Origin of the sequence: Paraburkholderia solitsugae (genome assembly GCF_013177695.1) — a bacterium.
Lineage (GTDB): Bacteria > Pseudomonadota > Gammaproteobacteria > Burkholderiales > Burkholderiaceae > Paraburkholderia > Paraburkholderia solitsugae.
The window spans coordinates 43,329-67,923 of the sequence record NZ_WOEY01000018.1; the positions used below are offsets into that span (position 1 = coordinate 43,329).

The 24,595-nt window shown below is 60.6% G+C and carries 20 protein-coding genes; 6 read left to right on the top strand and 14 right to left on the bottom strand.

The window, feature by feature from the left end:
- Positions 1–63 precede the first annotated feature (63 nt).
- Positions 64–963 (bottom strand): LysR family transcriptional regulator, encoded by a 900-nt coding sequence (locus GNZ12_RS04585; protein WP_172309232.1) that lies wholly within the window; start codon positions 961–963, stop codon positions 64–66.
- 443 nt (positions 964–1,406) lie between these two features.
- Between GNZ12_RS04585 and GNZ12_RS04590 the strand changes: the two genes are divergently transcribed.
- Positions 1,407–1,706 carry a hypothetical protein gene (locus GNZ12_RS04590; protein WP_172309233.1) on the top strand — a complete coding sequence of 100 codons (300 nt, stop codon included), beginning with the start codon at positions 1,407–1,409 and terminating at the stop codon, positions 1,704–1,706.
- 145 nt (positions 1,707–1,851) lie between these two features.
- On the opposite strand, the gene GNZ12_RS04595 is transcribed toward GNZ12_RS04590, so the two are convergent.
- The 5 genes from GNZ12_RS04595 to GNZ12_RS45235 form a co-directional block, all read right to left on the bottom strand.
- Positions 1,852–3,300, bottom strand: coding sequence for an ammonium transporter (locus GNZ12_RS04595; protein ID WP_172309234.1), 1,449 nt, complete (start codon positions 3,298–3,300; stop codon positions 1,852–1,854).
- Positions 3,301–3,330: 30 nt separating this feature from the next.
- The gene (locus GNZ12_RS04600; RefSeq protein ID WP_172309235.1) at positions 3,331–3,669 is read right to left on the bottom strand and encodes a P-II family nitrogen regulator; all 339 of its coding nucleotides are present in this window, start codon (positions 3,667–3,669) and stop codon (positions 3,331–3,333) included.
- A 464-nt stretch (positions 3,670–4,133) separates the two neighbouring features.
- Positions 4,134–4,337 (bottom strand): hypothetical protein, encoded by a 204-nt coding sequence (locus GNZ12_RS04605; RefSeq protein WP_172309236.1) that lies wholly within the window; start codon positions 4,335–4,337, stop codon positions 4,134–4,136.
- Between the two features lie 441 nt (positions 4,338–4,778).
- Positions 4,779–6,485: an NAD-dependent malic enzyme gene (locus GNZ12_RS04610; protein ID WP_172309237.1), complete on the bottom strand. Its 1,707-nt coding sequence runs from the start codon at positions 6,483–6,485 to the stop codon at positions 4,779–4,781.
- A 145-nt stretch (positions 6,486–6,630) separates the two neighbouring features.
- Positions 6,631–7,578, bottom strand: a complete 948-nt coding sequence (locus tag GNZ12_RS45235; protein ID WP_172309238.1) for an AEC family transporter — start codon at positions 7,576–7,578, stop codon at positions 6,631–6,633.
- An 880-nt stretch (positions 7,579–8,458) separates the two neighbouring features.
- Between GNZ12_RS45235 and GNZ12_RS04620 the strand changes: the two genes are divergently transcribed.
- Positions 8,459–9,853: an NAD(P)-binding protein gene (locus GNZ12_RS04620; RefSeq protein WP_172309239.1), complete on the top strand. Its 1,395-nt coding sequence runs from the start codon at positions 8,459–8,461 to the stop codon at positions 9,851–9,853.
- Positions 9,854–10,283: 430 nt separating this feature from the next.
- On the opposite strand, the gene GNZ12_RS04625 is transcribed toward GNZ12_RS04620, so the two are convergent.
- Positions 10,284–11,525 carry an ammonium transporter gene (locus tag GNZ12_RS04625; RefSeq protein WP_216673094.1) on the bottom strand — a complete coding sequence of 414 codons (1,242 nt, stop codon included), beginning with the start codon at positions 11,523–11,525 and terminating at the stop codon, positions 10,284–10,286.
- Positions 11,526–12,204: 679 nt separating this feature from the next.
- Between GNZ12_RS04625 and GNZ12_RS04630 the strand changes: the two genes are divergently transcribed.
- The 3 genes from GNZ12_RS04630 to GNZ12_RS04640 are packed head-to-tail and all read left to right on the top strand — an operon-like array spanning position 12,205 to position 16,078.
- Entirely contained in the window at positions 12,205–12,936 is a 732-nt protein-coding gene (locus GNZ12_RS04630; RefSeq protein WP_172309240.1) for a gluconate 2-dehydrogenase subunit 3 family protein, read from the top strand.
- Positions 12,936–14,714 (top strand): GMC family oxidoreductase, encoded by a 1,779-nt coding sequence (locus tag GNZ12_RS04635; RefSeq protein ID WP_172309241.1) that lies wholly within the window; start codon positions 12,936–12,938, stop codon positions 14,712–14,714. The genes GNZ12_RS04630 and GNZ12_RS04635 overlap by 1 nt, the downstream gene beginning before the upstream one ends.
- Positions 14,711–16,078 (top strand): c-type cytochrome, encoded by a 1,368-nt coding sequence (locus tag GNZ12_RS04640; RefSeq protein ID WP_172309242.1) that lies wholly within the window; start codon positions 14,711–14,713, stop codon positions 16,076–16,078. The genes GNZ12_RS04635 and GNZ12_RS04640 overlap by 4 nt, the downstream gene beginning before the upstream one ends.
- A gap of 236 nt (positions 16,079–16,314) precedes the next feature.
- Here GNZ12_RS04640 and GNZ12_RS04645 read toward each other — a convergent pair whose 3' ends face one another.
- Entirely contained in the window at positions 16,315–17,172 is an 858-nt protein-coding gene (locus GNZ12_RS04645; RefSeq protein ID WP_172309243.1) for a helix-turn-helix domain-containing protein, read from the bottom strand.
- A gap of 143 nt (positions 17,173–17,315) precedes the next feature.
- On the bottom strand, positions 17,316–17,864 hold the full coding sequence (locus tag GNZ12_RS04650; protein ID WP_172309244.1) for a carboxymuconolactone decarboxylase family protein: 549 nt from the start codon (positions 17,862–17,864) through the stop codon (positions 17,316–17,318).
- Between the two features lie 297 nt (positions 17,865–18,161).
- Here GNZ12_RS04650 and GNZ12_RS04660 point away from each other — a divergent pair, with 297 nt between their 5' ends.
- Positions 18,162–18,656 (top strand): hypothetical protein, encoded by a 495-nt coding sequence (locus GNZ12_RS04660; protein WP_172309195.1) that lies wholly within the window; start codon positions 18,162–18,164, stop codon positions 18,654–18,656.
- 294 nt (positions 18,657–18,950) lie between these two features.
- Here the strand turns inward: GNZ12_RS04660 and GNZ12_RS04665 are convergent, their stop codons facing one another.
- From GNZ12_RS04665 to phbB, 5 genes are all read right to left on the bottom strand, one after another.
- Positions 18,951–20,576 (bottom strand): methyl-accepting chemotaxis protein, encoded by a 1,626-nt coding sequence (locus tag GNZ12_RS04665; RefSeq protein WP_172309245.1) that lies wholly within the window; start codon positions 20,574–20,576, stop codon positions 18,951–18,953.
- Positions 20,577–20,685: 109 nt separating this feature from the next.
- A complete protein-coding gene (locus GNZ12_RS04670; protein ID WP_172309246.1) occupies positions 20,686–21,813 on the bottom strand; it encodes a porin in 1,128 nt (375 codons plus the stop codon).
- 287 nt (positions 21,814–22,100) lie between these two features.
- Complete coding sequence (locus tag GNZ12_RS04675) at positions 22,101–23,114, bottom strand: ABC transporter substrate-binding protein (RefSeq protein ID WP_172309247.1); 1,014 nt, start codon at positions 23,112–23,114, stop codon at positions 22,101–22,103.
- Between the two features lie 421 nt (positions 23,115–23,535).
- A complete protein-coding gene (locus GNZ12_RS04680) occupies positions 23,536–23,694 on the bottom strand; it encodes a hypothetical protein (protein WP_172309196.1) in 159 nt (52 codons plus the stop codon).
- A gap of 36 nt (positions 23,695–23,730) precedes the next feature.
- Positions 23,731–24,474, bottom strand: coding sequence for an acetoacetyl-CoA reductase (phbB, locus tag GNZ12_RS04685; RefSeq protein WP_172309248.1), 744 nt, complete (start codon positions 24,472–24,474; stop codon positions 23,731–23,733).
- Between the last annotated feature and the right edge of the window lie 121 nt (positions 24,475–24,595).

The window sequence follows — 24,595 nt, forward strand, 5'->3', positions numbered from 1 at the left end:
CCGAAGTGCCGGTCTGGCAACGCAGACGTCTCGTTTGGAGAATGATGCGAGGTATCCCGCGGGCTAGGGCCTGCCGAGGAACCCCACCAGCGCCGCCGCGCTAGCGCTTAACTGATCGCGCGACTTGAAGATCATGATGAGATGCCGCACCGCCCAGGCATCGCTCAAGGACAGCAAACGCACGTCGAGCGCGTTCACATAGAGCAGTGCCACCTGCTCGGGCACGATCGCTATCCCGAGGCCCGCGTGGACCATGCGGCATAACGCGTCGAGGCTGCTGACGCGGATCTTTACGTCGAGTTGCCGCCCCACGCTGGCCGCCTGCTGCGCGAGAAGCTGCGTCAGCGCGCTCTCGCTGCGCAGGCCCACAAAGCTGTCGTCGAGCAGCTCATCGAACGCCACGCGCGACACGCTGGCGAGACGATGACCACCCGGCACCAGCACCGCCAGCCGGTCTTCCCGATACGGCACCTGCTCGAAGGCTTCGCTGCCGGCCACCCGATTGCAGATGCCGAAATCCGCGCCGTGCTCGTCGACGATACGCAGCACGTCCGCGCTGTTCTCCTCTTCCAGTTCGATCGACACCTCCGGGAACGCGCGCCCGAACGCCGCTACGTCCTCCGGCAAAAACTGCACGATCGACGAGAGATTCGCCACCACCCGCACCCGGCCCTTCGCCCCCGACGAAAAGCGCGACAACTCGGCGCTCATCTGTTCGATGTTGCCGATGATCGCCAGCGCATAGCGCAACACGGTCTCGCCGACGGGCGTCACCGTAATGCCGCGCGACTGGCGCTGAATCACCGGCAAGCCGATCAGCGCCTCGATCTCAGCGATACGCCGGCTCACCGCGGAAGACGCGATGAACTCGCGCTCGGCCGCGCGCGCGATGTTCTGCTCCTGGCAGACGGCGACGAACAGGCGCAGCGAGGTGAGGTCGAGCTTTTTGAGGAGATTTTCCATGGATGTTGCGCTTCACATTGGGCCCAGACCCAACGCTAGCATATAGGCGATCGTGGGCTCCCGCTCTTCCGGATTGATTCGGTTGACGCCGAGCTTGCCCGAACGTCCGGTATACGTTTTCGTGCAGTCATTTGGGCGTGACGGTTATCCGCCGTTTCTATGCCCGGTGTGCATTAGTGTCACAACACCCGTGGTCATCCCTGTAAAATGGGTCGGGTACCACCGATAACGTTACGGCGCATAGCCTACAACTTCCTTCGTGAAGCGCCCTACGTGACAGCTGGAGGCTGCCACTCCTCGGGTCTTGCAGCGCTTGCAATTATGCGGACCCTGCCGACCTGGCATTGCCGACGGCGTCCGCGACCGCACCTTATAAAACCACCGTCGCTTCCTGGACGGGCTCATGAACACGGAACGAGCGGTTGCACGGGGCACTTTCAGTCATGTACAAACTCAAACAGTATCATCCCGGCGTATTAGCAGTCCTCTCCAGTCAACTCGTTTGTCTGGCAGTGTTCGCATGGGAGACAAACGGTCTCACCCACAATAAGTGGGTGCAGGTGTTGTTGGGATTCAGCCTGCTGGCTGGCCTGATCCTGTCGCTAGGGTTTTTCGGCACCTGGCTCAGGTTCAAAGACGAGGTCAAGTTGCACGTGTTTTTAAGTGCCAACCCGATCTATTCGGCGATTGCGATTGCCACCCTGGGAGAGGTAGCGACGATCTTACTGGTGCCACTGCGATAGAGATTTCGCTGGTTCTACACTGGCGTAGCGACTCGCGATTCGCTGCGCAAAAAGATAGGGGGCGAAAATGCACTTTCCCCCCGACGCCGAAGAATAGCCCATCGCACCTGCCTGGGCTATTTCCGAAACTTACTCGGCATGCTGCCTATTCGACGGCTTCGCCGTGCAGGCTCACGTCCAGACCCACGCGCTCGTCTTCTTCCGACACGCGGATGCCCATCACCACGTCGATGACCTTCAACAGGACGAAGCTCACCACGCCGCTGTAAATCAGCGTCGTCAGCACGCCCTTGGCTTGCAGGATCACGCTGCCGTCCGAGCCGCCGATGTCCTTGACCGCGAATACACCAGTCAGCAGCGCACCCACGATACCGCCGATGCAGTGCACGCCGAACGCGTCGAGCGAATCGTCGTAACCGAGCTTGTGCTTGAGCCACGTTGCCGACCAGTAGCAGATCACGCCTGCCGCGATGCCGATCACCAGCGACCCCGTCATACCGACGAAGCCCGAAGCCGGCGTAATCGCCACCAGACCTGCCACAGCACCCGACACGATACCGAGTACCGACGGCTTACCCTTGGTTGCCCATTCGGCGAACATCCATGCGAGTGCTGCTGCTGCGGTTGCCACTTGCGTTGCGAACATGGCGAAACCGGCACGGCCGTCTGCCGCCACCGCCGAACCCGCGTTGAAGCCGAACCAGCCTACCCACAGCATGGCGCCACCGATCAGCGTGAGCGTCAGGTTATGCGGCGCCATCGGCTCCTTGCCGTAGCCGACACGCTTGCCGAGCACCAGCGCACAGACCAGCGCAGCGATACCGGCGTTGATGTGCACCACCGTGCCGCCCGCGAAGTCGAGGATGCCCGCGGCAGCCAGCCAGCCGGTCGGTTCCCAGACCATGTGCGCGATCGGCGAGTAGACGAGGATCGACCACAGCGTCATGAACACCAGCATCGCAGAGAACTTCATGCGATCAGCAAACGCGCCCGTGATCAGCGCCGGGGTAATGATCGCGAATGTCATCTGATAGACGACGTAGACCGTTTCCGGGATTGTCGGGGCGAGGTGGCTGACCGTCAGCGTCGTGGCCTTGTCGCCGTGGATGTAGTTCATGCCCGCCATGAAGAAGCGCGAGAAGCCGCCGATGAACGAGTTGCCCGGCGTGAAGGCGAGGCTGTAGCCCACAATGACCCAGACGATCGACACCAGGCAGGTGATCGCGAAGCTTTGCATCAGGATCGCGAGCACGCTCTTCTTGCGGACCATGCCGCCGTAGAACAGCGCCAGACCCGGGATCGTCATGAACAGCACGAGCGCGGTGGAGGTCAGCATCCAGGCGGTGTCGCCCGAATTGATCTTCGACGAATCGACCGAGAACGGCGCGGTCGGCGCTGCCGGTGCGGCGGCAGCGGCTGCGGCCGATGCATCAGGTGCGGCTGCGGCGGTGGCAGCCGGCGCGGCGGACGCGTCAGCGGCCGGTGCCGACGCTGCGGTGGCTACGGGGGCGGAAGCATCGTCCGCGAGGGCGGCGCCGACACCGCCCGCGAGCAGTGAACCGGCCATCAGCATGGACATCAATAATTTGCGCATCTTCGTTTCCTCCTATCGCTACCGTTGCATTTACAGAGCGTCCGCGCCGGTCTCCCCGGTGCGAATCCGAATCACTTGTTCGATCGGCGTGACAAAGATCTTGCCGTCGCCAATCTTCCCGGTGCGTGCCGCGCGTTCGATCGCCTCGATCGCCTGCTCGACGATGTCGTCCGAGACAGCCGCCTCGATCTTCACCTTCGGCAGGAAATCGACCACGTATTCGGCGCCCCGATACAGCTCCGTATGGCCCTTCTGACGGCCGAACCCTTTGACTTCCGTCACCGTGATGCCGGAGACGCCGATGGCCGACAAGGCTTCGCGCGCCTCATCGAGCTTGAACGGCTTGATGATTGCGGTAATGAGTTGCATGAAATCCCCTCTTCGATTGCGCAACCGGAGAGCCGACTCGTACGTCGGCCTTATGTCGATGGAGCGGAGCAACCAGAGCAACTGTCATGCCAGTTGTTTGCGGAGACTCATCGAGAGAAAACGCAGAGAGATGGGATATGCATGAGCGCGGCAGCAATCGAAGGCGTTCCACGCGGGGAGCATCGAATACGCGCCCGATGGAAAATCGATGAGCCGAACTAGATGTTGGGGGGCCTTCTATAGACCGACCTGAATCGCAGGTCGATACTTGCACGACTGATTTGCACCACGACTAGGCCTGTGTTGGCCGAAGCGACCCAATAGGGTGCACCCACGCCGGGATTCGTGGCATCCGCCACTTCGGCTAAAGCAGCGCGTAAATTCCGGCTTATCAGCTTGCCTCTGATTCCTTGCGGATCGAAAGCTGTCCGAAAGGCCCTCGCCGACGAATGATTGATTGCGGTCTATGTGAACGGACGCCATTCGCGCCAATCATCAATCGTGCCTTCACGACGTGGAGAGAGTCGTAGAATATTGCTGTGGATCCCGTTTCCGGCGCCCTCCTCGAGCGCCGGACCGGCAACGGTCAGCTCGCCCGACGAGTCGAACCGGTGCTTGGCCGTCCCGAACTGACGAGCTGCGTCTACGAGGTCGAGCCGGTCGATCATGAGTTTAAGGAGACGACATGAACGCAGTGTGCCCGCTGCACGGGCCAACGAAAATCATCCGCACGAATGCGTACGGGTTTCCGGTCTATGCGTGCTGCTGCGACGACGTGACCGACGTGACGCCTCCGGATGCGTGTACGAGGGCACCGACGCAACGCGGACGTGACCCGCAACCCGAACAACCGAAGACGAGGAAAGAATGAGACTGACGATCAAGCCCGCTCCCCGTGGGTGACCGGCAGTCCGCAGTATGTGGACCGGCCGCGGCACGAGGTCGGACAGGTTTGTCACGTCGTCCATGAGGTCTCGGCGAGGGATGGTGTCTTTGTTCATGCCGCCTCAGAGGTGTGTGTCGGACAGGATGCCCTGGATCACGGCGCTGGATGCGCGCGTGTAGCCATCGTGCCTGAAGAAAGCTGCCCACACATAGTACGCTTTGCATCAGCCCGGTGAATTGCCCTTGACGTAGCGGAGATAGTGCGGTGCCCACATATAGTCCGCGATGCGCGCATCGACACCCGACTCGTCAGTAAAGGTGGCCACGCCATCCAGTTGCGCCTGCCGGGCCACCACTTTTGCTACCGCAATGCCCACGTCGCGCAACTGGCTCACCCGCGGCAAGAGCCTTCCTTTCGGGTCGGTCACCGTCGGCGACATGGCAGCGACCGCCTTGCCCGCCACCATGAACATGGCGTCCGTTACGCGTTTCGCTCCCACGGCCAGAATGCCGAGCCCCATGCCAGGGAAAATGTATGAGTTGTTGGTCTGGTTGTTAGCTATTTCCACACCGTTCCAGGTGACGGGCTTAAACGGGCTGCCTGTGCCAACCAGGGCCCGCCCTTCCGTCCACGTGACGAGTTGCTCCAGCGTCGCCTCGCTGCGCGATGTCGGATTCGACAGCGGGAAAATGACCGGCTGCTGAACATGCTGTGCCATCAAACGGATCGCCTGTTCCGTGAAAGCGCCAAATTGACCCGACACACCAATCAACACCGTCGGGTGCGCATTCGCGACCACATCGAATAACCCGATCTTGCCTGGCAACTCAGTCTTCCAGTTGGCAACCGCCGCCTGGCTCTGCACGAATGGCCTCTGCCAGGTCGTGATGCCCGGCATCCCGTCGACCAGAAGCCCGTCGCGATCGATCGCATAGAAGCGGCTGCGCGCCTCCGCCTCACTGGCACCCGCCTCGATCATAGCCCGGAGCACCAGCGAGACGATGCCGCAGCCGGCAGAACCGGCGCCAAGCAGGGCGACGCGCTGCTCGGTCAGCGGTATGCCGGTGACGTTGATGGCCGCGAGAAGCGTCGCCAGCGCGACCGACGCGGTACTCTGAATATCGTCGTTGAAGGTGCAGAGCCGATCGCGATAGCGTTCAAGCAACGGCCCAGCGTGGTAGCCCGCAAAATCTTCCCACTGGAGAAGCACATCCGGCCACCGCTCCATCACAGCGACCACAAACGCATCGACAAATTCATCGTATTCGGCCCCCGTAACACGCTCGTGCCGCCATCCCATATAGAGCGGGTCGTTCAGCCGTTCCTGATTGTTAGTGCCGACATCGAGCAGGATGGGCAGTGTCTCTTCCGGATGAATTCCCGCGCAACCGACATACAGGGCCAGTTTGCCGATCGAGATTCCCATCCCGCCTGCACCCTGATCGCCGAGCCCAAGAATCCTTTCGCCATCGGTCACAACGATGGCGCGCACCTGATCGAAGTGGCTGTCGGCAAGAATGTCACGAATCCGGTGTTTATTGGCGTAGCTCAGAAACAGTCCGCGCGGTCTACGCCAGATCTCACTAAAGCGCTGGCACCCTTCACCGACGGTCGGCGTATAGACAATTGGCAACAGCTCTTCGAGGTTGTTGACGAGCACGGAATAGAAGAGCGTCTCATTGGTGTCCTGCAGGTCCCGAAGATACGCGTAACGTTCAAAGTCGGTTTCGTAACTGCGTAGTACCTTGATCCGTCGTTCGGCTTGCTCTTCCAGCGTGCCGATATGAGGCGGAAGCAGGCCATGCAAGTGGAACAGATCGCGCTCATCCTCGGGAAAGGCGGTTCCCTTGTTCAGTCTGGGTTGATTGATCAGGTCATAGCTCATCAGTGCCGTCGCAAGGGTCCCTGCGACATCAGACGCTTTTTCCATGACGTACTCCTGCGTAACGTTTGATCAGGGTTGGATCAGGTTCGGTTTAAATCCTGGTGGGGGACACCGCGCCACCAGGTGGCTGGATTGGATGAAGCGACTTCGCGAGGCTTACCTGAATGTCACAGTCCGCGTTCAAAGTCCGCTACCCGGAGAACAAGCCAATCAGGATTGCTTCAGTTCCGATTCCCAGGGCCGTGCTGAGCAGGATCGTCGATGTCGCGTCAGCAGTATAGGTCTTGTTCTTTAATGCAAACATGGCGGCTGCGGTCGCTGTCGGAACTGCTCCAGTGATAATGGCCTGATGCGCGGGATCTCCTGTCAGCTTGAAAAGCAAAACGCCCAACAGCATCATGGCCGGCATCAAAAAATTCTTGATGCCAATATTCGTCAGGACTTCGACGTTGATCCGCAATTTCTCGCCGTAAAGCATCAAACCAAGCGCGAACAACGAGGTGCCCCCGGACGCCTTTCCGATCAGATCAACCGCTGAAAGTACAGGCGTCGGGAGTTTCACGTGGCAAAAACTTAAGATGACGCCGAAGATTGGCAGGAAGACGATCGGATTGAGAGCCGCCCCCCAAAGGCTGTGGCCAAGGACGTGCACGGCGTCCTTCCAGCCGTGCCCCCCTTCCTGCTTGTCCGAAACGCGCGTCAAAACAATAGTCAAAGGCAACATGAAGATACTGGTGACCAGGTTGCCGACGAGAACAACCAGGAACCCTCGTGGGCCAAACATGGCTGCCAGGATCGGTGCGCCGAAATACGCCATGTCAGGATATCCGCACACCAGTGCCTGCATGGTGGCGGTACGCAGGTCGTGCTTGAACACAAAGCTGCCCACCGCAAGGGCGATCAGATAGCTGCCCATCAACCCGAATGTCAGGCACAGTGCCAGTCCCAGGTCAATGATCTTGTCCGCTGGGGTGGTGGCCGCCGCGTAAAACAGCGCAAACGGCAGCGCAAAACGGATGACGAGGGTTGCCAGCACCCCGGCATCCTCGTGCTTCAAGAGACCCATTCTGGCCGACAGCCATCCAAGAGCAATGGCCAATGCGACCGGCAGGAGTCCGTTAAGGATCGTTTCAATCACGGGATTAACCTCTTAGCTTAGGTGCCAGTTCACAAAAACCGTGCGAGACCGCTTACGTTCTCGGCGAGCTGTTAACCGTGGCCATCTGGATTGGTCGCTGACGGCATACGTCCTCAAAGTGCGCCGCTTTTCCGGCTAACTCAATCACCTGAATGGGGGGTAGATGCGTCGACTGCAGGCAGGATGCTTGAAGTAGCGTAGGTGACCGCAGCCGAAAGACAAGTGTCACGGGGCATTGCTTCACCGACGTTGGCTGGGGTACGCGAGTTGCCGACAACGCGAGAGCCACAGTCCGTCGGTTGGGCGAAGCCGACGTTTGAACGTCCGGCTGACGATAGGGGCGAATGACCGTTCATGGTCCCGGTCCGACAAGAGCAGGTGGCCTAGCCCGCCGCTGATCGATTCGCATCGGGCAGCAGTCGCCCCGTTGTGGCCTTTCGGACTCGCGGCACCGCAACAACCGCTTCCAGAGGCGAACCGGCGTCTGACGGTCGCATCGGCCAGAGGAGCAAATGACGCTTGCCGGTCGCATCAGGGCGATCTGAAGGGTCGCGTTTATCGACTGGAGCCTTCGACGTGCGTTTTCACACAGCCCTAACCCGAAGCAGTCTTCCGAGCCAGGCCGTGCCAGCCCACGCGGTAGCGCCGACATTCAGGATTTTTGGAATGCGTAAAAGACGGGGCCCACGTTGTCAAGTTAGTCGTAGAATTTGATTTGGGCGCACATTTCTGGCAACCAGGAGAGAACTGGTGGTGCGCCGTGAGCGTACGAGTCACGGCGTGTCCGGTGTCAGGGCGCGGGCTCGGTTATACGGGCGCAGCGTCTGTCTCTCTGCTTCACCAGAGGCGCCTTGCGCCACGATGAAGGCAGCAGCGCGAAATGGCAAATGAAGAACTCGAAACGGACTATCTCGTGGTCGGTGCCGGGGCCGCCGGGATGGCGTTTACCGACGCGTTGCTCACGCATTCCAACGCGACAGTCACCGTAGTCGATCGCCGCCATGCTCCCGGCGGACACTGGATCGACGCCTATCCCTACGTCCGTCTCCATCAGCCGTCCGCCTTCTACGGAGTTAGCTCGGTGCCGCTTGGGCAGGACGCGCTCGACGTGGACGGGACGAATGCCGGCTACTACGAACTCGCCGGGGCAGACGAGATCCGTGCCTACTTCGCGCAAGTCATGCATCGCCGCTTTTTGCCCAGCGGCCGCGTCCGCTACTTTCCGGGCAGCGATTACCTGGGGGGAAACCGCTTTGTGTCCCGGCTCGCGCAACAATCATGGAAAGTGCGCGTGGGGCGCAAGGTTGTCGACACCACGTATCTCGAAGGCACAATTCCCGCGACGAGTGTACCCCCCTTCGAAGTAGCCGATGGCGTTCGCTGTGTGCCCGCAGGCGACATCGCGCGCATCACGGAGCGTCCCGAGCGCTTCGTCGTCATCGGCGCAGGCAAGACGGCCCTCGACACCTGCGTATGGCTGCTCGAACAGGACGTGCCCGCTTCGTCCATCCGCTGGATCAAGCCGCGAGAGGCATGGTGGCTGAACCGCCGGTTCCAGCAGCCGCAAGCGCTGCTCCCGGACTCCTATCGCGGCATGGCGATCCAGTTCGAGGCGATGGCACAGGCGACTTCGATTCAGGATCTCTTTGCGCGCCTCGAAGCGGAAACGTTCCTCCTTCGCATCGATCCCGGCGTCGCTTCCACAATGTTTCGCGGCGCGGTGATCAGCGAGGCCGAGTTGGAGCTTCTGCGCCGGATCGAGGACGTCGTTCGCCTCGGTCACGTGCGCAGCATCGAGCGCGGCGAGATCGTCCTGGACGAGGGCCGCGTGCCCACGAGCGAGCGGACGGTGCATGTCCACTGCGCGTCGAGAGGGCTGTCGCGACCGCCTCTGCGCCCGATCTTCGAGACCGGACGAGTGACCGTCCAGCCGTTCCTCTGGGGATTCGCGTGTTACCAGTTCGCCATGCTGGGCGTGATCGAGGCCATTGTGGAGAGCGACGAGGAGAAGAACCGCCTCTGTCCGCCCATCGCTTACTGGAACGCGAACACAGACTACCTGTCCGCGTTCCTTGCGACTCTTGCGAACGAACGGGCCCGGGCTGCCTACCCGGCACTAGCCAACTGGGCAAAGGAAACACGGCTCAATCCGTTCGGTGGGATCGCGCACTATCGCGATGCCCCGAACGTCATGGACGCTCGCGAACGCATCAAGCGCTTCGGGGCGGCGGCGGTGGGCAATCTGGCGCAGCTCCTGAAGACAAGCGCCGCTTAGGCAGGCGGCATCAGAGACTCGAATTGAAACCTGGCGTGGATCGCTTCGGGCTGCTCATGATCGATCGTGGCGTAACGGCCAGAAGCGGCGGCTGACCGGGTCGGCCGATGGTGAGAGTTGCGTCATCGGTACGTTTGCGTCCGGTAACTGAGCGGAGCCGACATCCGGATGGCCAACTTGCGTCCTGCGCCAACGTTGCTTTATGGCCGGTTTCTGCCTGTTGAAAACATTTGGCTGCTGCTTCGCGCCCGCCTTTGCCCTGCGCCGCGCTCACCTGCTCGCCCTGACAATCTGTTTTCACCCGACTCCCCCCGACGCGAATTCGTGGCATTTCTTATTTTTGCGTTCACCACTCGAATCTCAATGTGGACGTAGAAAAGAAAAGCGGGACGCATGCGCGTCCCGCTTTTCTTTTCTACTTGTGCTTCGCTTACGCGTCCAGATAAGCCGCTTCGCCATGCAACTCGGCATCGAGCCCCTGCTGCTCGGCAGCGGCATCGACCTTAACGGGTGTCACGCGGTTGATCAACCATAACATGCCCCACGTGAACACGAACGCCCAAACGCCGGACGCGAGTACCGCCACGCATTGCTTGACGAAGAAAGCACCGCCACCCAACAGCAGGCCATCCGCGCCATTCGGATTCCACGCCTTCGACGCGAACACGCCGAGCAGCACGGTACCGACGAGGCCTCCCACGCCATGCACGCCCCACACGTCGAGTGCGTCGTCGAGGCCGAGCCGGTTTTTCAGCGCAACAGCGTAATAACAGATCACACCAGCAGAAATCCCGATTATCGCCGCTGTGCTCAACGACACATAGCCGGCTGCGGGCGTGATGGTCGCGAGGCCGGCGACCGAACCGGTCAGCAAGCCGATGAATTTCGGTTGCCGTGCGTTGGCCCATTCGATCAGCAGCCACGTAATGGCCGCGAACGAAGCGGCGACATCGGTGTTCAGGAAAGACGAAGCCGTGATGGCGTCGACGCGCAGCTCGGAACCGGCGTTAAAGCCGTACCAGCCGAACCACAGCAGGCCCGTGCCGAGCGCGATCAACGGCACGTTGTGCGGCTTGTGCGTGACGGTCTGACGGCGCCCCACATACAACACCGACGCTAGCGCCGCGAATCCGGCGGTGTTGTGGACCACAATGCCGCCGGCATAATCGAGCACACCCCACTTCGCGAACAGTCCATCCGGACTCCATACCATGTGCACGAACGGGAAATACACGAGCACCAGCCAGCCGGTCAGAAACAGGAAGTACGCTTTGAACGTCACGCGGTTGGTGAATGCACCGGTAATCAGCGCCGGCGTGATGATGGCGAACATCATCTGATAGGCGACGTGGACCACCAGCGGAATGCCCGCGTCGTTGCCCGTGTACATGGTTTGCAGCGTAATGCCGTGCAGGAACGCATAGTAGGTCGGGTCGCCGATGATGCCGTGCCAGCTTGGGCCGAAGCACATCGAGTAGCCGAACGCGAACCACAGCACGGTGGTCCATGCGAGCGAGATGAAGCTCTGCATCATGATCGCCAGCACGTTCTTGCGTTCGACGAGGCCGCCGTAGAAAAACGCGAGACCCGGCGTCATCAGCATGACGAGGCTTGCACAGAGCAGCATGAAAGCGGTATTGCCAACGTTAATCGGCATGGTTGCGGGAAGCACAGCTTGTCTCCTTGATGGTCGTCGTGATATGTGCCCCCGGCGGCGCGTGGCACTGGCGTCGAAAAGAGCCCTTCAGCGCGGAATTAGCTTGCAATTTGTAGGGTTCATCTGTTTTCGCGCGTTTGCAGCAGGCGAAAAGTATTCCCGCGCCGGAGGCGGCGCAATACGGCTGGAAGATATAGTGGGATTCACGGGACCCGTATGGCCATCTCAGGCCCCTGCCGTCGACCGTTTGCCATCGTCAGCGTGCCGTAAGCGCGGGTAAACCACGTCCGTTCGACCGGCCGCTTGAGGCTCGCTGAGCCTGGCCAAACACCGGCTACCCCATCGGCTCCGCTGACAATCGGTCCCCTGGCGAGGATTTCCTGGCGTTTTAGCCTTCGCCTCGCCGTCGCGCGAAGTCGACCGGCCGCTGATAGCCATGTCTGCGCAAAAACGTCGCTTTTTCGCGTCAGTTTCGCGTCGATCCCGTCTGCCCGCTCGCAGGCCACTCAGCCTGAAAAACACCTATGATTTAAAAGCGATTTTTCTAAAAATGCGGCATTTGATCACTTCACGAAAGGGCTTAATGTAAAAAAGTAAAAAGACTTTGGAACCGGTTCCACTTACCATGGCGCCGAAATTAGACGACTGCCCGTGGGCCGCCATGGCGCGCTCCCATCTCGTGACGAAGAACAATATGGCTCAATCTCCTCTCACCTCCCGCCGCGGCTTCTTACGCACGGCCATCGCGCTGGTTCCCGCCGGGACCCTCGCCGGCTGCGAAGTCAAGCAATCCGCTACGACCGCTCAGGGTTCGAACGGCGCCGCCTCCGCGGGCCAGGCTTCCGGCGTCGACTACAAGCCGCATTTCTTCGACGCAAAGGAATGGGCATTCGTCCATGCGGCGGTCGACCGTCTGATTCCATCAGACAGCGAGGGCCCGGGCGCAGTCGAAGCCGGTGTGCCTGAATTCATCGACCGGCAGATGGACACGCCGTACGCGCACGGCGCGCTCTGGTACATGCAGGGGCCGTTCCAGCAAGGCGCGCCGGAACTCGGCTATCAGTTGAAGCTCGTGCCGCGCGATCTGTACCGGCTCGGCATCGCCGCGGTGAACGCTTACTGCACGAAGACCTACGCGCATCCGTTCGACGCCCTCGACGCGCCCACGCGCGACACCGTGCTCGCCGCGCTGGAGACAGGAAAGATCGATCTTGCGGACGTCCCGGCTGACGTCTTCTTCGGCCAGTTGCTGCAAAACACCCGCGAAGGCTACTTCTGCGACCCGATCCACGGCGGCAATCGCGACATGGGCGGCTGGAAGATGATCGGCTTCCCCGGCGCGCGCGCCGATTTCATGGACTTCGTCAACCAGAACGGCCAGGCCTATCCGTATGGCCCCGTGTCGATCGAAGGAAAGCGCACCTGATGACTACACAAACCAAACCGCACGTCGACGCGGTAATCATCGGCTTCGGCTGGACCGGCGCGATCCTCGCGAAGGAACTCACCGAGGCGGGACTCAAAGTGGTCGCGCTGGAACGCGGCGAGTATCGCGACACCTATCCGGACGGCGCATATCCCAACACGATCGATGAGCTGACCTACAACATCCGCAAGAAGCTGTTCCTCGATCTCTCCAAGACCACCGTGTCGATCCGTCATAACGTCGGCGAGACGGCGCTGCCCTATCGGCAGCTTGCCGCGTTTCTCCCGGGCGAAGGTGTTGGCGGTGCGGGTCTGCATTGGTCGGGCGTGCATTTCCGGATCACACCGGAAGAACTGCGCCTGAAGAGCCACTACGAAGAACGCTACGGCAAGCGCTTCATTCCGGAAGGGATGACGATTCAGGATTACGGCGTCAGCTACGAAGAACTCGAACCGCATTTCGACTTCGCCGAGAAAGTGTTCGGCACCTCGGGTCAGGCTTATAAGGTCAACGGCAAGGTGGTCGGCGACGGCAACGTGTTCGAAGCGCCGCGCAGCGACAACTTTCCGCTTCCCGCGCAGTTGAACACGTACTCGGCTGAGCGTTTCGGCAAGGCCGCGCGCGAGCTGGGCCTGAACCCGTACCGCCTGCCTTCGGCGAATACGTCGGGTCCGTATACAAACCCGTACGGCGTGCAGATGGGGCCGTGCAACTTCTGCGGATTCTGCAGCGGCTACGCGTGCTACATGTACTCGAAGGCATCTCCGAATCTGAACATCCTGCCGGCACTGAAGCAGTCGCCGAACTTCGAGCTGCGCTCGCGTTGCCACGTGCTGCGCGTCGAACTCGACGACACGAAAAAACGCGCCAAGGGCGTGACATATGTCGATCCTGCAGGCAACGAAGTGTTTCAGCCCGCCGATCTCGTGATCGTCGCGGCGTTCCAGTATCACAACGTCCATCTACTTCTGCTGTCGGGCATCGGCAAGCCGTACGACCCGATCTCGGGCGAAGGTGTGGTCGGCCGCAATTTTGCGTATCAGAACCTCTCGACGATCACCGCGTTCTTCGACGAGGACACCTTCACCAATCCGTTCATCGGCGCGGGCGGCAACGGCGTCGCCGTGGACAACTTCAATGCCGACAACTTCGATCACGGTCCGCTCGGCTTTGTCGGCGGCTCGCCGTTGTGGGTGAATCAGGCCGGCACCAAACCGATCAGCGGCATCGCGACCCCGGCCGGCACGCCGAACTGGGGCGCGGACTGGAAGAAATCGGTGAAGGATAACTACGCGCACACCATTTCGATGGACGCGCACGGCTCCAACATGTCGTATCGCGACGTGTTCCTCGACCTCGATCCGACCTATCGCGATTCATATGGCCAGCCGCTGTTGCGCATGACCTTCGACTGGAAGGACAACGACATCAAGATGGCGCAATACGTGACCGGACAGATGCACAAGATCGCGCAACAGATGGGGCCGAAGTCCATCGGCGTCTATACGCGCGAATTCGGCGCGCACTTCGATTCGCGCCGCTATCAGACTACTCACCTCGTCGGTGGCGCGATTATGGGCACCGATCCGAAGACGAGCGTGCTGAACCGTTATCTGCAAAGCTGGGACGTGCACAACGTGTTCGTGATGGGCGCGTCAGCGTTCCCGCAGGGCATCGGCTACAACCCGACCGGCCTCGTCGCCGCGCTCGCCTATTGGTCGGCGCGGGCGATTCGCACGCAGTATCTGAAGAACCCCGGGCCGCTGGTGAGCGTATGAAGAAGAAGATCGATATCCAACGCCTGGGGCAGGCATTCAAACGCGTGCGCGCAGCGTCTTTCTGCGTGGCGGCTGCCACGTCCGCTCCGCTCGCCGCGCAAGCAGCAACACCCCAGCCTCAATCCGATGCGGCGTTGATCGCGCACGGCGAATACCTCGCGCGTGCGGGTGACTGCATCGCCTGTCACTCGACGCCATCGGGCAAGCCCTTCGCGGGCGGCCTGAAGTTCGACACACCGATCGGCGCGATCTACTCGACCAACATCACGCCCGATCGCAACACCGGCATCGGCTCATGGAGCTTCGCGCAGTTCGATCGCGCGGTGCGTGCTGGCGTGCGGCCGAACGGCGACACGCTGTATCCGGCCATGCCGTACCCGTCGTATGCGCGTTTGAGCGAAGACGACATGCACGCGCTGTATGTGTACTTCAGGCGAGGGGTCGCGCCGGTGAATCAGGCGAACCGTGCGGTCGATATCGTCTGGCCGCTGTCGATGCGCTGGCCGCTCGGCATCTGGCGTTACCTGTTCGCGCCGGATCCATTCACCTTCAATGCGAAGCACTATGCCGATCCGGTGGTCGCACGCGGTGCTTACCTCGTGCAAGGCCTCGGCCACTGCGGTGCCTGCCACACGCCGCGTGCGCTCACGATGCAGGAACGCGCATTGAGCGATCTCGACGGCACCGCGTTTCTCGCGGGCGGCGCGGCGATCGACGGCTGGGTCCCGTCGAGCCTGCGCGGCAATCCGCGCACCGGCATCGGCGCATGGAGCGAAACCGACCTCGTGCAATTCCTGAAGACCGGACGCACACAGCACAGCGCGGCATTCGGTGGCATGACGGACGTCGTGCAGCACAGCATGCAGCACATGAGCGATGCCGATCTCACCGCGATTGCGCGCTACCTGAAGACACTTCCGTCGACCGATCCGAAGGAAACAGCGTACGTGTACAACGATACGGCGGCTCACGCCTTACGTACCGGCAACGCCACGGCGCCCGGCGCCGCCGTGTACCGCGACAATTGCACCGCCTGCCACCGCAGTGACGGCCGTGGCTACACGCGCGTGATCCCGGCGCTGGGCGGCAATCCGGTCGTGCAAGACAAGGACGCGACCTCGCTGATTCACGTGCTGCTGACCGGCAGCACGCTCGAAGGCACGAAGACCGCGCCGTCCCCGTTCACGATGCCCGCCTTCGGCTGGCGCCTGAACGATCAGGAAGTCGCCGACGTGACGAACTTCGTGCGCAACAGTTGGGGCAATACCGGTTCGACGGTTAGCGCGACGGACGTCGCCAAGGTTCGCAAGACTGTCACGGTGCGTGCGCCCGAGATGCCGCCCGGTGCCGCGCTGAGCCACTAACACAGCCACTCATACCGCCACTAACATCGCGCCCGCCCTTGCAGCGAGTCCGTAGTCAGGACGCGTAACACGGGCCGCGCAAACCACTTCCCCCGCTTCACGCAATCTGCTCCGTTGTTCCGGAGCGGACTGCGTCCGCGCAGAGCTCCGTCATGCTGCGCTGTCCAGGCGCGATTGCGGCACCCGGCAGTGGATTGATGAGAAGCCAGCGGTAGCGATTGGCTTGTCTCTGGCGCTCAGTGCTGTTGCGGGACCGCGTTGATCATCTCGAGATGACGCGCTTCGGTCTCCTCGTCCGCGGGGAACATGAATTCGATACGCAGTTCCTGCGCCGCGACGGTTTGCGGCGTGCCCACGGTGGCGACCATTGAAAAGTAGTTCAGGACCTCGCCGTCCTTGACGAAGCCGATGGGAATCACCGGCATGGCTGCTGGAGCGGATCCGGCTCCCAAGGTGCGCGGAGAAGACTTCAGGTCAGCCTGCACATCCGGATAAGCACGCAGCGCGGCAAGCAATTCGTGCGTCTGATCGTCGACCACGCGGCCGACCGACTCCCGATAGACACGCTGAATCAGGCTGTTCGCCACCGCTTGCCAATCGGCTACGAACGGACGCATCCCATCCGGATCGAAAATCAGATGCAGCATGTTGCGCGGCCCCTTGCGCGCAGCCATATCGATGAAGCAATTGAAAAAGCGCGGCGCTGATTCGTTGGTCATCAACACATTCCAGTAGCGGTCCATGACGAGCGCGGGAAACGGCTCATGTTGATGCAGCATGCGTCCGAGTGCGTGGGTGACGCTCTGCATTTCCTGAGCGTTCCAGGCAGCGTCGGCATACATCGGCGCATAGCCTGCCGCCAGTAGCAGCGTGTTGCGTTCGCGCAGAGGAATGTCGAGCGTTTGCGCGATATCCATCAGCATCTGACGGCTCGGCACGCTGCGCCCGCTTTCGATAAAACTGATGTGCCGCTGGGAGACGCCTGCGTTGAACGACAAGTCCAACTGGCTGATGCCGCGCGTGTCTCGCCAATGACGCAACAACGCGCCGAGTTCATTTGGCGGCGTCTTCCTTTCGGGATTCGCAGGATTCATCGCTCTCTTATCCGCAAGTCGGTACAGATCAGCTTGGGTGACCGGTGGTGCCGGAGCATCGTCTATGCCCGGCGCCAACCGGTCGTTCGAACCGCGCCGGTCAGCATACTCCTTCACGCTGACCTGCTCCTTCCAGACGGGATCTACGCGTTCCAGACGTATTCCTGGAACGGCGCTTCCAGAGGGGGTTGAGTGATGTTGCCGGCGTAGTTCGTAATCGTCGAAGCGGCCAGTACCGCGAGAACCTCAAGCACCTGATCCTGACGGAAGCCGGCCTCGATAAACGGGTTCACGTCATGGTCATTCAGGTGTCCGCGCTTCTCGATGGCTGTCTTCGTCAGGGTCGAGAGTGCCGCATGCTTGCGATCGGCAGGCGTATGGCCGTCGCGAATCGCTTCGACGTCGGCGGGTGAAAGCCCCTCTTGCAGCGCGAGCGCGGTGTGGAATGCGACCGCCCACGAACATGCGTTGGTCACCGCGTTAGTCAGCAACAGCGTCTGTATCTGCGCTTCCGTGAAGGTGCCTGAATGAACCTTCTGGAAGATGCCGATGAAGCCGCTGATCAGTACCGGCGATTCAGCCATCGCTCCCGCAATGTTGGGGATAAGGCCGAAGTTTTGCTGGAGCTGCCGCAGCACCGGCTTGGACTGTTCGGGTGCGGATTCAATCGTATGAATGTGAAACGTCGACATGGTGTGTCCTCGATCATGAACGCCGCTCGGGATGAGCTGTGCGATGAGCGAAGATTAGGCGTGAGGAAGAGGCTCGCCAATTACCTCGGATGTAATAGGTTTACGTCTTCCTGGTATCGAAAAGAAGAGCCGCCAGGAGGATACCGCCCAGGGGCGCGCCGCCTTAGACGGCTTCCGGCACCTTGCGCGTCTTCAGAAACGCTACGAATGTTTCGCCTCGCATGCTGGCGTACATGCCGAGATTCGTGATCTTCACCACCCGCTCAATCTGAGCATCATGGATTTGCGCGACGCGCGGTGGGTCTTGCCGCGCAGCAACGCGCCAGCGCGCAGGAAATGGTCTGGTGTAGAAACCATGACATCTACCGTATAGCTAGCCTTAACGCAGAAAAAACACTGGAAACTGGAATTCAGAATTACAAAGATCACCAGAATATACTGCTGCCGCGTCGGTCGAATAGTGACGATCAAGACAACGGAAGCAATATGAAAAACCAACCTCTCTTGTTAGCACTATTCGCGGTCGCCGCGTTCTGGACTGCCGAAAGCCAGGCCGCGCAGCCGAATTACGCCTATTCGACGACGGTGCGTCTCTCCGACGGCAAAACGCTGGACTGCGCCGTCAACGAGCCCCTGACCGCCGTGCACAACGCCAGTACCACGCTCACCCGACGCGATAAAACGGAAGCCGACGTATTGGCGACTCAACGACTGCGCCTGCTCAGCGGCCCCACGTCTGAGTATCCGTCACCGTACACTGCGCCCAACGTCACGTGCGGGGCAACCGGCTGAAATTGAGTGGCATCACGGAGCTCGTGCGGCTCATTCGGTACTTATTCGGTACGATGTGGAACATCGTCCGGGAATGGATATGGGGCGTGAGGTCCTGGCCATTCCGCCGCCGGTGGACCGCTTAGCGCATCGCACCCGGCGAGACCTGCGAGAAAGCTGCACGTGAGTACCGTGAGTAAAGCGGCGCAAATGCACCGGACTGCTGCCCGACCGTTCATCGCACACCTCCTTGCATCTGGCGCATACGCTACTTCTTGGACCTCCAATCGGCGTGGCAGGTTGCACTGAGTGTCGTCATGCGCTCGCCGTTGACAGCTCGGGCGCACTCCAGTTCTGTCCGCTGGGCTCCTCGGCGGACAACCTGGTTGTTTCACGCAGCCTGAACACTGCCACCGCATCGACGAGCGCGCGCGCCTGATCTTCCAGCGACGCCGCGGCAGCCGCGGCTTGCTCGACTAGCGCGGCGTTCTGTTGCGTCGCGTTGTCCATCTGCGTCATCGCGGTATTGATCTGATCAATACCGCGCGACTGCCCTTCTGAGGCTGCGCTGATCTCGCTGACGATACCGGTCACGTTGCGGGCCGCCGTGACGATTTCGGCCATTGTCTCGCCGGCGCGAGTCGCCAGTTCGGCGCCGTTCCTCACCTTCGCAACCGAATCGCCGATCAGCTCCCTGATCTCCTTCGCCGCAGCGGCCGAACGTTGCGCGAGCGCGCGCACTTCACCCGCGACCACCGCGAATCCGCGTCCCTCCTCGCCGGCACGTGCAGCTTCGACTGCCGCATTCAAAGCGAGTATGTTGGTCTGGAACGCAATGCCCTCGATCGCGCCGATGATATCGACGATCCTCTTTGAACTCGACGACATGTCCGCGATCAGGTCGACAACCTGGCCGACAACGTCGCCGCCGCGTGCCGCGATCTCCGACGCGTTTTCCGCGAGCGCACTGGCCTGCCGCGCACTATCGGCATTTTGCCGGACCGTCGCCGTCAACTCTTCCATGCTCGATGCGGTCTGCTCCAGGGTCGCCGCCTGCAACTCAGTACGCGTCGACAGGTCGGCATTGCCGCTCGCGATCTCGCCTACGCCGTGCGTGATCGCCGCCGTTCCCTGACGCACCTGACTCACGGCAGCAACGAGCCCCGCCTGCATCCGGCCAAGTGCAGCCATCAAGCGTCCCATTTCGTTGACGCCCAGCGCTGCGATCTCGCTTGCCAGATCACCCGCAGCAATGCGCTCGAAATGACGAATAGCGGCATCGATAGGCCGCACGATCGAATTCGTCAACGCGGAGCGCGCGAAGAAGCCGAGGATCATTGCGGCGGACCCGATCGCGCCGAAGAGCCAGAGCAGCATATGAAAATGGTGTTGCGCCGAGGCAAAGCGCGCTTTTTGCTGCTCTGCCTGAAAATCTTCGAGCGCGCGCGCGGCGTTCCGGTAGTCACTGAACAGTCTGTCAGGCGCCTGCCGCTGCGTCGTCCGGAACGACATGAAATCGTTCTGGTCGAGCGCCGCGATTTCGGGGCTAAGCGCCTGTTTCATCAATAGCTCGCGCTTCGCGCGCAGCGCGTCGGCCAGCTTCCTCTCAACCTCATTCGACGGCGGTTGCGCGGCATAGGCCGCCAGCTCGCGATCACTACCCGTCTGCTCGGCATGCACTCGCGCGAGCACCGCATCGGTTGGCTTTCCCTGCGCGACGAGCGTTTCGTACGTACCGAGATCGACCCGCACCTGCAGAAGCGCTTCGCTACTGGCGCTAAGGTGTCGCAGCGCAGCCGTCTCTTCACTGTACATCCTGTCGAGTGCCGTGTTGGCCGTGTCCAGCCCCGCAATCGACATGGCGATCACAAGCATCAACGCCGCCGTGTAGCCGGCGATCGTAATGGTCAGAGCGGTCCGGATAGTGGTATTTCTGAACATGGCTGTCTTCCTCGACCCTCTGAGCCCAAAAAAAGCGGCGTGCGGACAAGTCCGCCGCCGCCAGGAGGAGCACATCGATGAACAAATCAGAGTGAATCTGATTCCCGGATCAGAAGCGAGTGCGCACGCCCGAAGTCAGTTCGAGCTGATTGGTCGCGCCGAACGTGGTTCCGACGGTGTAGCCGCCATGCAACCTCATATAGTCACCCGCCAGATACACTTCAGTGCGCTTGGACAGGTGATAGAACGCCGACCAGTACAGCGTTTCCTTGTAACCGTTGTGGAGGCCTGACGTCGGGTCGAAAGCGCCGATGTTCGCGTTCGGAATATCGCCGTCACTGTTATAAGCGGCGTTCTTCGTACGCATCTGCTGATAACCGAGTTCGTAGTCGAACGGACCCTTCGGCGACAGCTTGAGCGACACCGTAAAGGCGTTGTCCTGACGCTGGCCGAGATCGCCCTGATTGCCCAGATAACGGAAGTAACCCGCATTGGCGCGCAGGATACCGAACGTGTAGTTGCCACCCACCGAGAACGACTGGTTTGTAAAGCCAACGCGATTCACGTGGCTATAGAAGCTCGACACGTTGAACGGTCCACCGTTGTAACCGAGCGCTGCCTGGTAGTTGGAATTGGAGCCGAAACTCGTCGAGTTGCCGAATGCGTAGCCTGCGCTGGCGAAAATGCCATTGTCGAACAGTTTCTTCCATGCCACGCCATTGTTATAACGTGTGCCGGTCGCGCTGGCCGCGTAGAAAATCATCTGCTTGAAGTTATTCGCGTTCGTCCAGCCGCCTTCTTCCGTCGTCAGACTCGCGGTGCCGTACGGGTCGCCATAAATCGTCGATGCGTCGCGTGCGATCGTGTTCTGGAACCCTGCCGTAATCTTGCCGAATGTGTCGTTCTGGATGCCGACCCATGCGTCACGGTCGAAAATCTGGCCCGGATCTTCCATCTGGCCATCGCTCATGCGGTATTCGCTTTCGAGCCGGAAGATGATCTTCGAACCCGCACCGATATCTTCGGCGCCCTTCAGGCCCCAGCGGCTGCCGCTGAACCACGGTTCGCCGCCGATACCCATGCCGATCACATGATCGCCGTTCGCATTCGCGTGCGACTGATAGGTCGGTACGCTCAGATCAATCAGGCCGTACAACTGAACACTCGATTGGGCGTGCGCGCCGGTTGCTGCAAAAGCGCCTGCCGTAACGGCCAAGGCCAGATACTTTTTCTTCAAGATCGTCTCCTCAGATTACTACATTGAAATTTTCGTTTTCGCCGACTGCGGTGACTGCCGTCCAGAGATCCGGACAACGGCCCCCGGTCAGCCGATGAGCGCAATCCTAGTTTTCTCAATCCTTCACGCAGCTTTCCCGTACTGTTTGTACAACTAAGTGTATTTACTGATATACATCACAAAATCGGCGTTAGCTACGCGATATCGTTGCTGCGCAGGATGCAGCCGAGGCCGCGCAACGAAGTCACACTGCGACAGACATGCGGCAGCTACCGGCAAGTGCGGACCTATTTCGAACCGGTGAACTCGTTGGTGTAGGTTTTCGCCAGCTCGATATGCTTGCCTTTTACCGACGGGTTGAACGCCGACAGCACCTTCAGCACGGTCTCCGGACCGTCAGCAGGCATCTTGCCGTCCTTCGTAAACATCGGCAGCGACGCTTTCAACGCGCTCACGTAAAGGGGTTTGTCTTTCTGATAGTCGTCAGGCATCTTCGCTGCAATTTCTTCCGCGCTATGCGTGTGGATGAATTGCATCGTGCGAACAAACGCGTGCGCGAGCTTTGCTGCTTCAGCCTTGTGGGAATCGGCCCACGCCGCCTGGACGTAGAGGCTCGACGCCGGGTAGGTGCCGCCCAACGCCGCCTTCGTGCCTTCGACCGAGCGCATGTCGACGAGCACCTTCGCGTCGCCGGACTTCTGCAATGCCGAGACGGTCGGCTCGGTCGTCATGCCGGCGTCGATGCGGCCTTGTTTGATCGCCGCGATAAAGCTGGCGTCCGCGCCCACCGGCAGCATCGTGTATTCCGTGGACTGGATGCCGTGCTGTCCGGCAAGATATTGCGTAAGGAAGCTTGTTGAAGAACCGAGGCCAGTCACACCAAGCGTCTTGCCCTTCACATCCGCCATCGATTTGACCGTTTCGGCCGCTTTGGTCGATACCATTTCGACCTCGCCCGGCACTTGCCCGAAGACGACGATCGCCTTGACGTCCTTGCCTTTGGTTTGCAGATCGATCGTATGGTCGTAGAAACCGACAACAGCCTGAACGGCGCCGGCCAGCAGTTCGTTTTCAGCGTCAACGCCGGCCGGCTGCGACAGAAGTTCGACATCGAGCCCTTCGTCCTTGAAATAGCCGAGTTGTTCGGTCAGGCGCGCCGGCAAATAGATCAGCTTCGTGATACCGCCGACCATGATCGTGATCTTCTCGCTGTCGGCGGCGCTCGCGTGCTGCGACGCAAGACTGAACAGGAGGCCTGAAGCAACGGCGATATGGCGCAGCGTGCGAAAGCCAGGGGTCATCGATAGTCTCCGTTATTGTCCGGCGCGGCGGAATGCCGCCCGTCTGCATCGATGGGGCGATTCTAGGGGACCGAATCCTTCCCTCGGCTTACACGGAGACCCAGGTTCCATACGGGATTTCCATGACAGGCGAACACGCCGTCATGCAAAACCTGACTATGAATGCCGAGGCTCTGCTTATGTTTGAAGAATGCGTTTAAATCCTGTCTTTTGCGTTGCCAGACGGGATGGGACGAACGTTACTGAGCGACGAGGTAAAGAGTGAGCCCATGTCGGGCGCACAAAAAAGCCAAGGCGGTGAAGCCTTGGCTTGGAGAATTCTGCTGGTTGAGATATCCATCAGAATCCGAGGGCGGCTACTGCGCCGTGGAACGCAGCAGCCCGTCAGCTACCGCAACAACACCGTGGCGAGCGCGGAAGCTCAATGCCGGGCGTTGCTCCAGTGCGGCCAGTAGTGACGGTGATCCAGCTGCCTCAGCCGCTTTCGATGCATCTGCTCCCGGTAATAATGAGTGGCGACGAACACAGGTGCCATCGCCAGCACGAACGAACCCACAACGATTCCCACTGCTTCACTCATCGCGATCTCCATTGCAGAACTATCGAACTATCGGCTTCATTGCAGGTGCTGCCCTCCGTTGATCGCAATGTTGGCCCCGGTCACGAAACCCGCTTCGCGCGAGCACAGATACAGCACGAGTGCGGCGACTTCGTCGGGTTGTCCGAGCCGGCCGACCGGAATCTGCGGAATGATCTTGGTCTCGCGGATCTCCTCGGGCACCGCCATCACCATCTTCGTCGCGATATAGCCGGGCGAGATCGTGTTGACGGTGACGCCTTTCTTCGCCACCTCGAGCGCCAGCGATTTCGTGAAGCCATGCATGCCGGCCTTCGCCGCCGCATAGTTGGTCTGGCCAAACCCGCCCTTGGAGCCGATGATCGACGCCACGTTGATGATGCGGCCCCAGCCACGCTCGACCATGCTGTCGCACACCGGCTTGGTCATGTTGAACACCGAATCGAGGTTGGTCCGGATTACCGCGTCCCAATTGATCTTGTCGAGCTTCTTGAAGCTGGCGTCTCGCGTGATGCCGGCGTTGTTGATCAGAATGTCGACCGGTCCGACTTCGGCTCTGATTTGCGCCATGCATCTTTCACACGAGTCGTAGTCGGCGACGTCGACAGTGTAGGCGAGGAATTGCCGTCCCTGTGCCTCCATCCGGCCGAGCCACTCGTTCGCACCGGTGTTGCCCGGCGAACAGGTGACCACGACCGCATACCCGGCGTCATGCAGCTTGATGCTGATCGCTTCGCCAAGTCCGCCCGTTCCACCCGTCACCACTGCGATCTGCTTTGCCATCGAATCGTCCTCATAAAAGCTGGACTGTCAGTCCATGAAGTGGATGCCGGAATCCTGGATTCTTTCATACTTATAAGGAATCCTTCATATATTACATAAACCTCACCACGGGCATTGCTGC

What these genes read in the sequence shown, in the direction of transcription:
- GNZ12_RS04600 (WP_172309235.1), bottom strand. Translation starts at nt 3,669, where the DNA reads ATGCAACTCATTACCGCAATCATCAAGCCGTTCAAGCTCGATGAGGCG.
- GNZ12_RS04665 (WP_172309245.1), bottom strand. Translation starts at nt 20,576, where the DNA reads ATGTTCAGAAATACCACTATCCGGACCGCTCTGACCATTACGATCGCC.
- GNZ12_RS04645 (WP_172309243.1), bottom strand. Translation starts at nt 17,172, where the DNA reads ATGAATCCTGCGAATCCCGAAAGGAAGACGCCGCCAAATGAACTCGGC.
- GNZ12_RS04675 (WP_172309247.1), bottom strand. Translation starts at nt 23,114, where the DNA reads ATGACCCCTGGCTTTCGCACGCTGCGCCATATCGCCGTTGCTTCAGGC.
- GNZ12_RS04595 (WP_172309234.1), bottom strand. Translation starts at nt 3,300, where the DNA reads ATGCGCAAATTATTGATGTCCATGCTGATGGCCGGTTCACTGCTCGCG.
- GNZ12_RS04630 (WP_172309240.1), top strand. Translation starts at nt 12,205, where the DNA reads ATGGCTCAATCTCCTCTCACCTCCCGCCGCGGCTTCTTACGCACGGCC.
- GNZ12_RS04640 (WP_172309242.1), top strand. Translation starts at nt 14,711, where the DNA reads ATGAAGAAGAAGATCGATATCCAACGCCTGGGGCAGGCATTCAAACGC.
- GNZ12_RS04610 (WP_172309237.1), bottom strand. Translation starts at nt 6,485, where the DNA reads ATGGAAAAAGCGTCTGATGTCGCAGGGACCCTTGCGACGGCACTGATG.
- GNZ12_RS04620 (WP_172309239.1), top strand. Translation starts at nt 8,459, where the DNA reads ATGGCAAATGAAGAACTCGAAACGGACTATCTCGTGGTCGGTGCCGGG.
- GNZ12_RS04605 (WP_172309236.1), bottom strand. Translation starts at nt 4,337, where the DNA reads ATGATCGACCGGCTCGACCTCGTAGACGCAGCTCGTCAGTTCGGGACG.
- GNZ12_RS04635 (WP_172309241.1), top strand. Translation starts at nt 12,936, where the DNA reads ATGACTACACAAACCAAACCGCACGTCGACGCGGTAATCATCGGCTTC.
- GNZ12_RS04590 (WP_172309233.1), top strand. Translation starts at nt 1,407, where the DNA reads ATGTACAAACTCAAACAGTATCATCCCGGCGTATTAGCAGTCCTCTCC.
- GNZ12_RS04585 (WP_172309232.1), bottom strand. Translation starts at nt 963, where the DNA reads ATGGAAAATCTCCTCAAAAAGCTCGACCTCACCTCGCTGCGCCTGTTC.
- GNZ12_RS04650 (WP_172309244.1), bottom strand. Translation starts at nt 17,864, where the DNA reads ATGTCGACGTTTCACATTCATACGATTGAATCCGCACCCGAACAGTCC.
- GNZ12_RS04680 (WP_172309196.1), bottom strand. Translation starts at nt 23,694, where the DNA reads ATGAGTGAAGCAGTGGGAATCGTTGTGGGTTCGTTCGTGCTGGCGATG.
- phbB (WP_172309248.1), bottom strand. Translation starts at nt 24,474, where the DNA reads ATGGCAAAGCAGATCGCAGTGGTGACGGGTGGAACGGGCGGACTTGGC.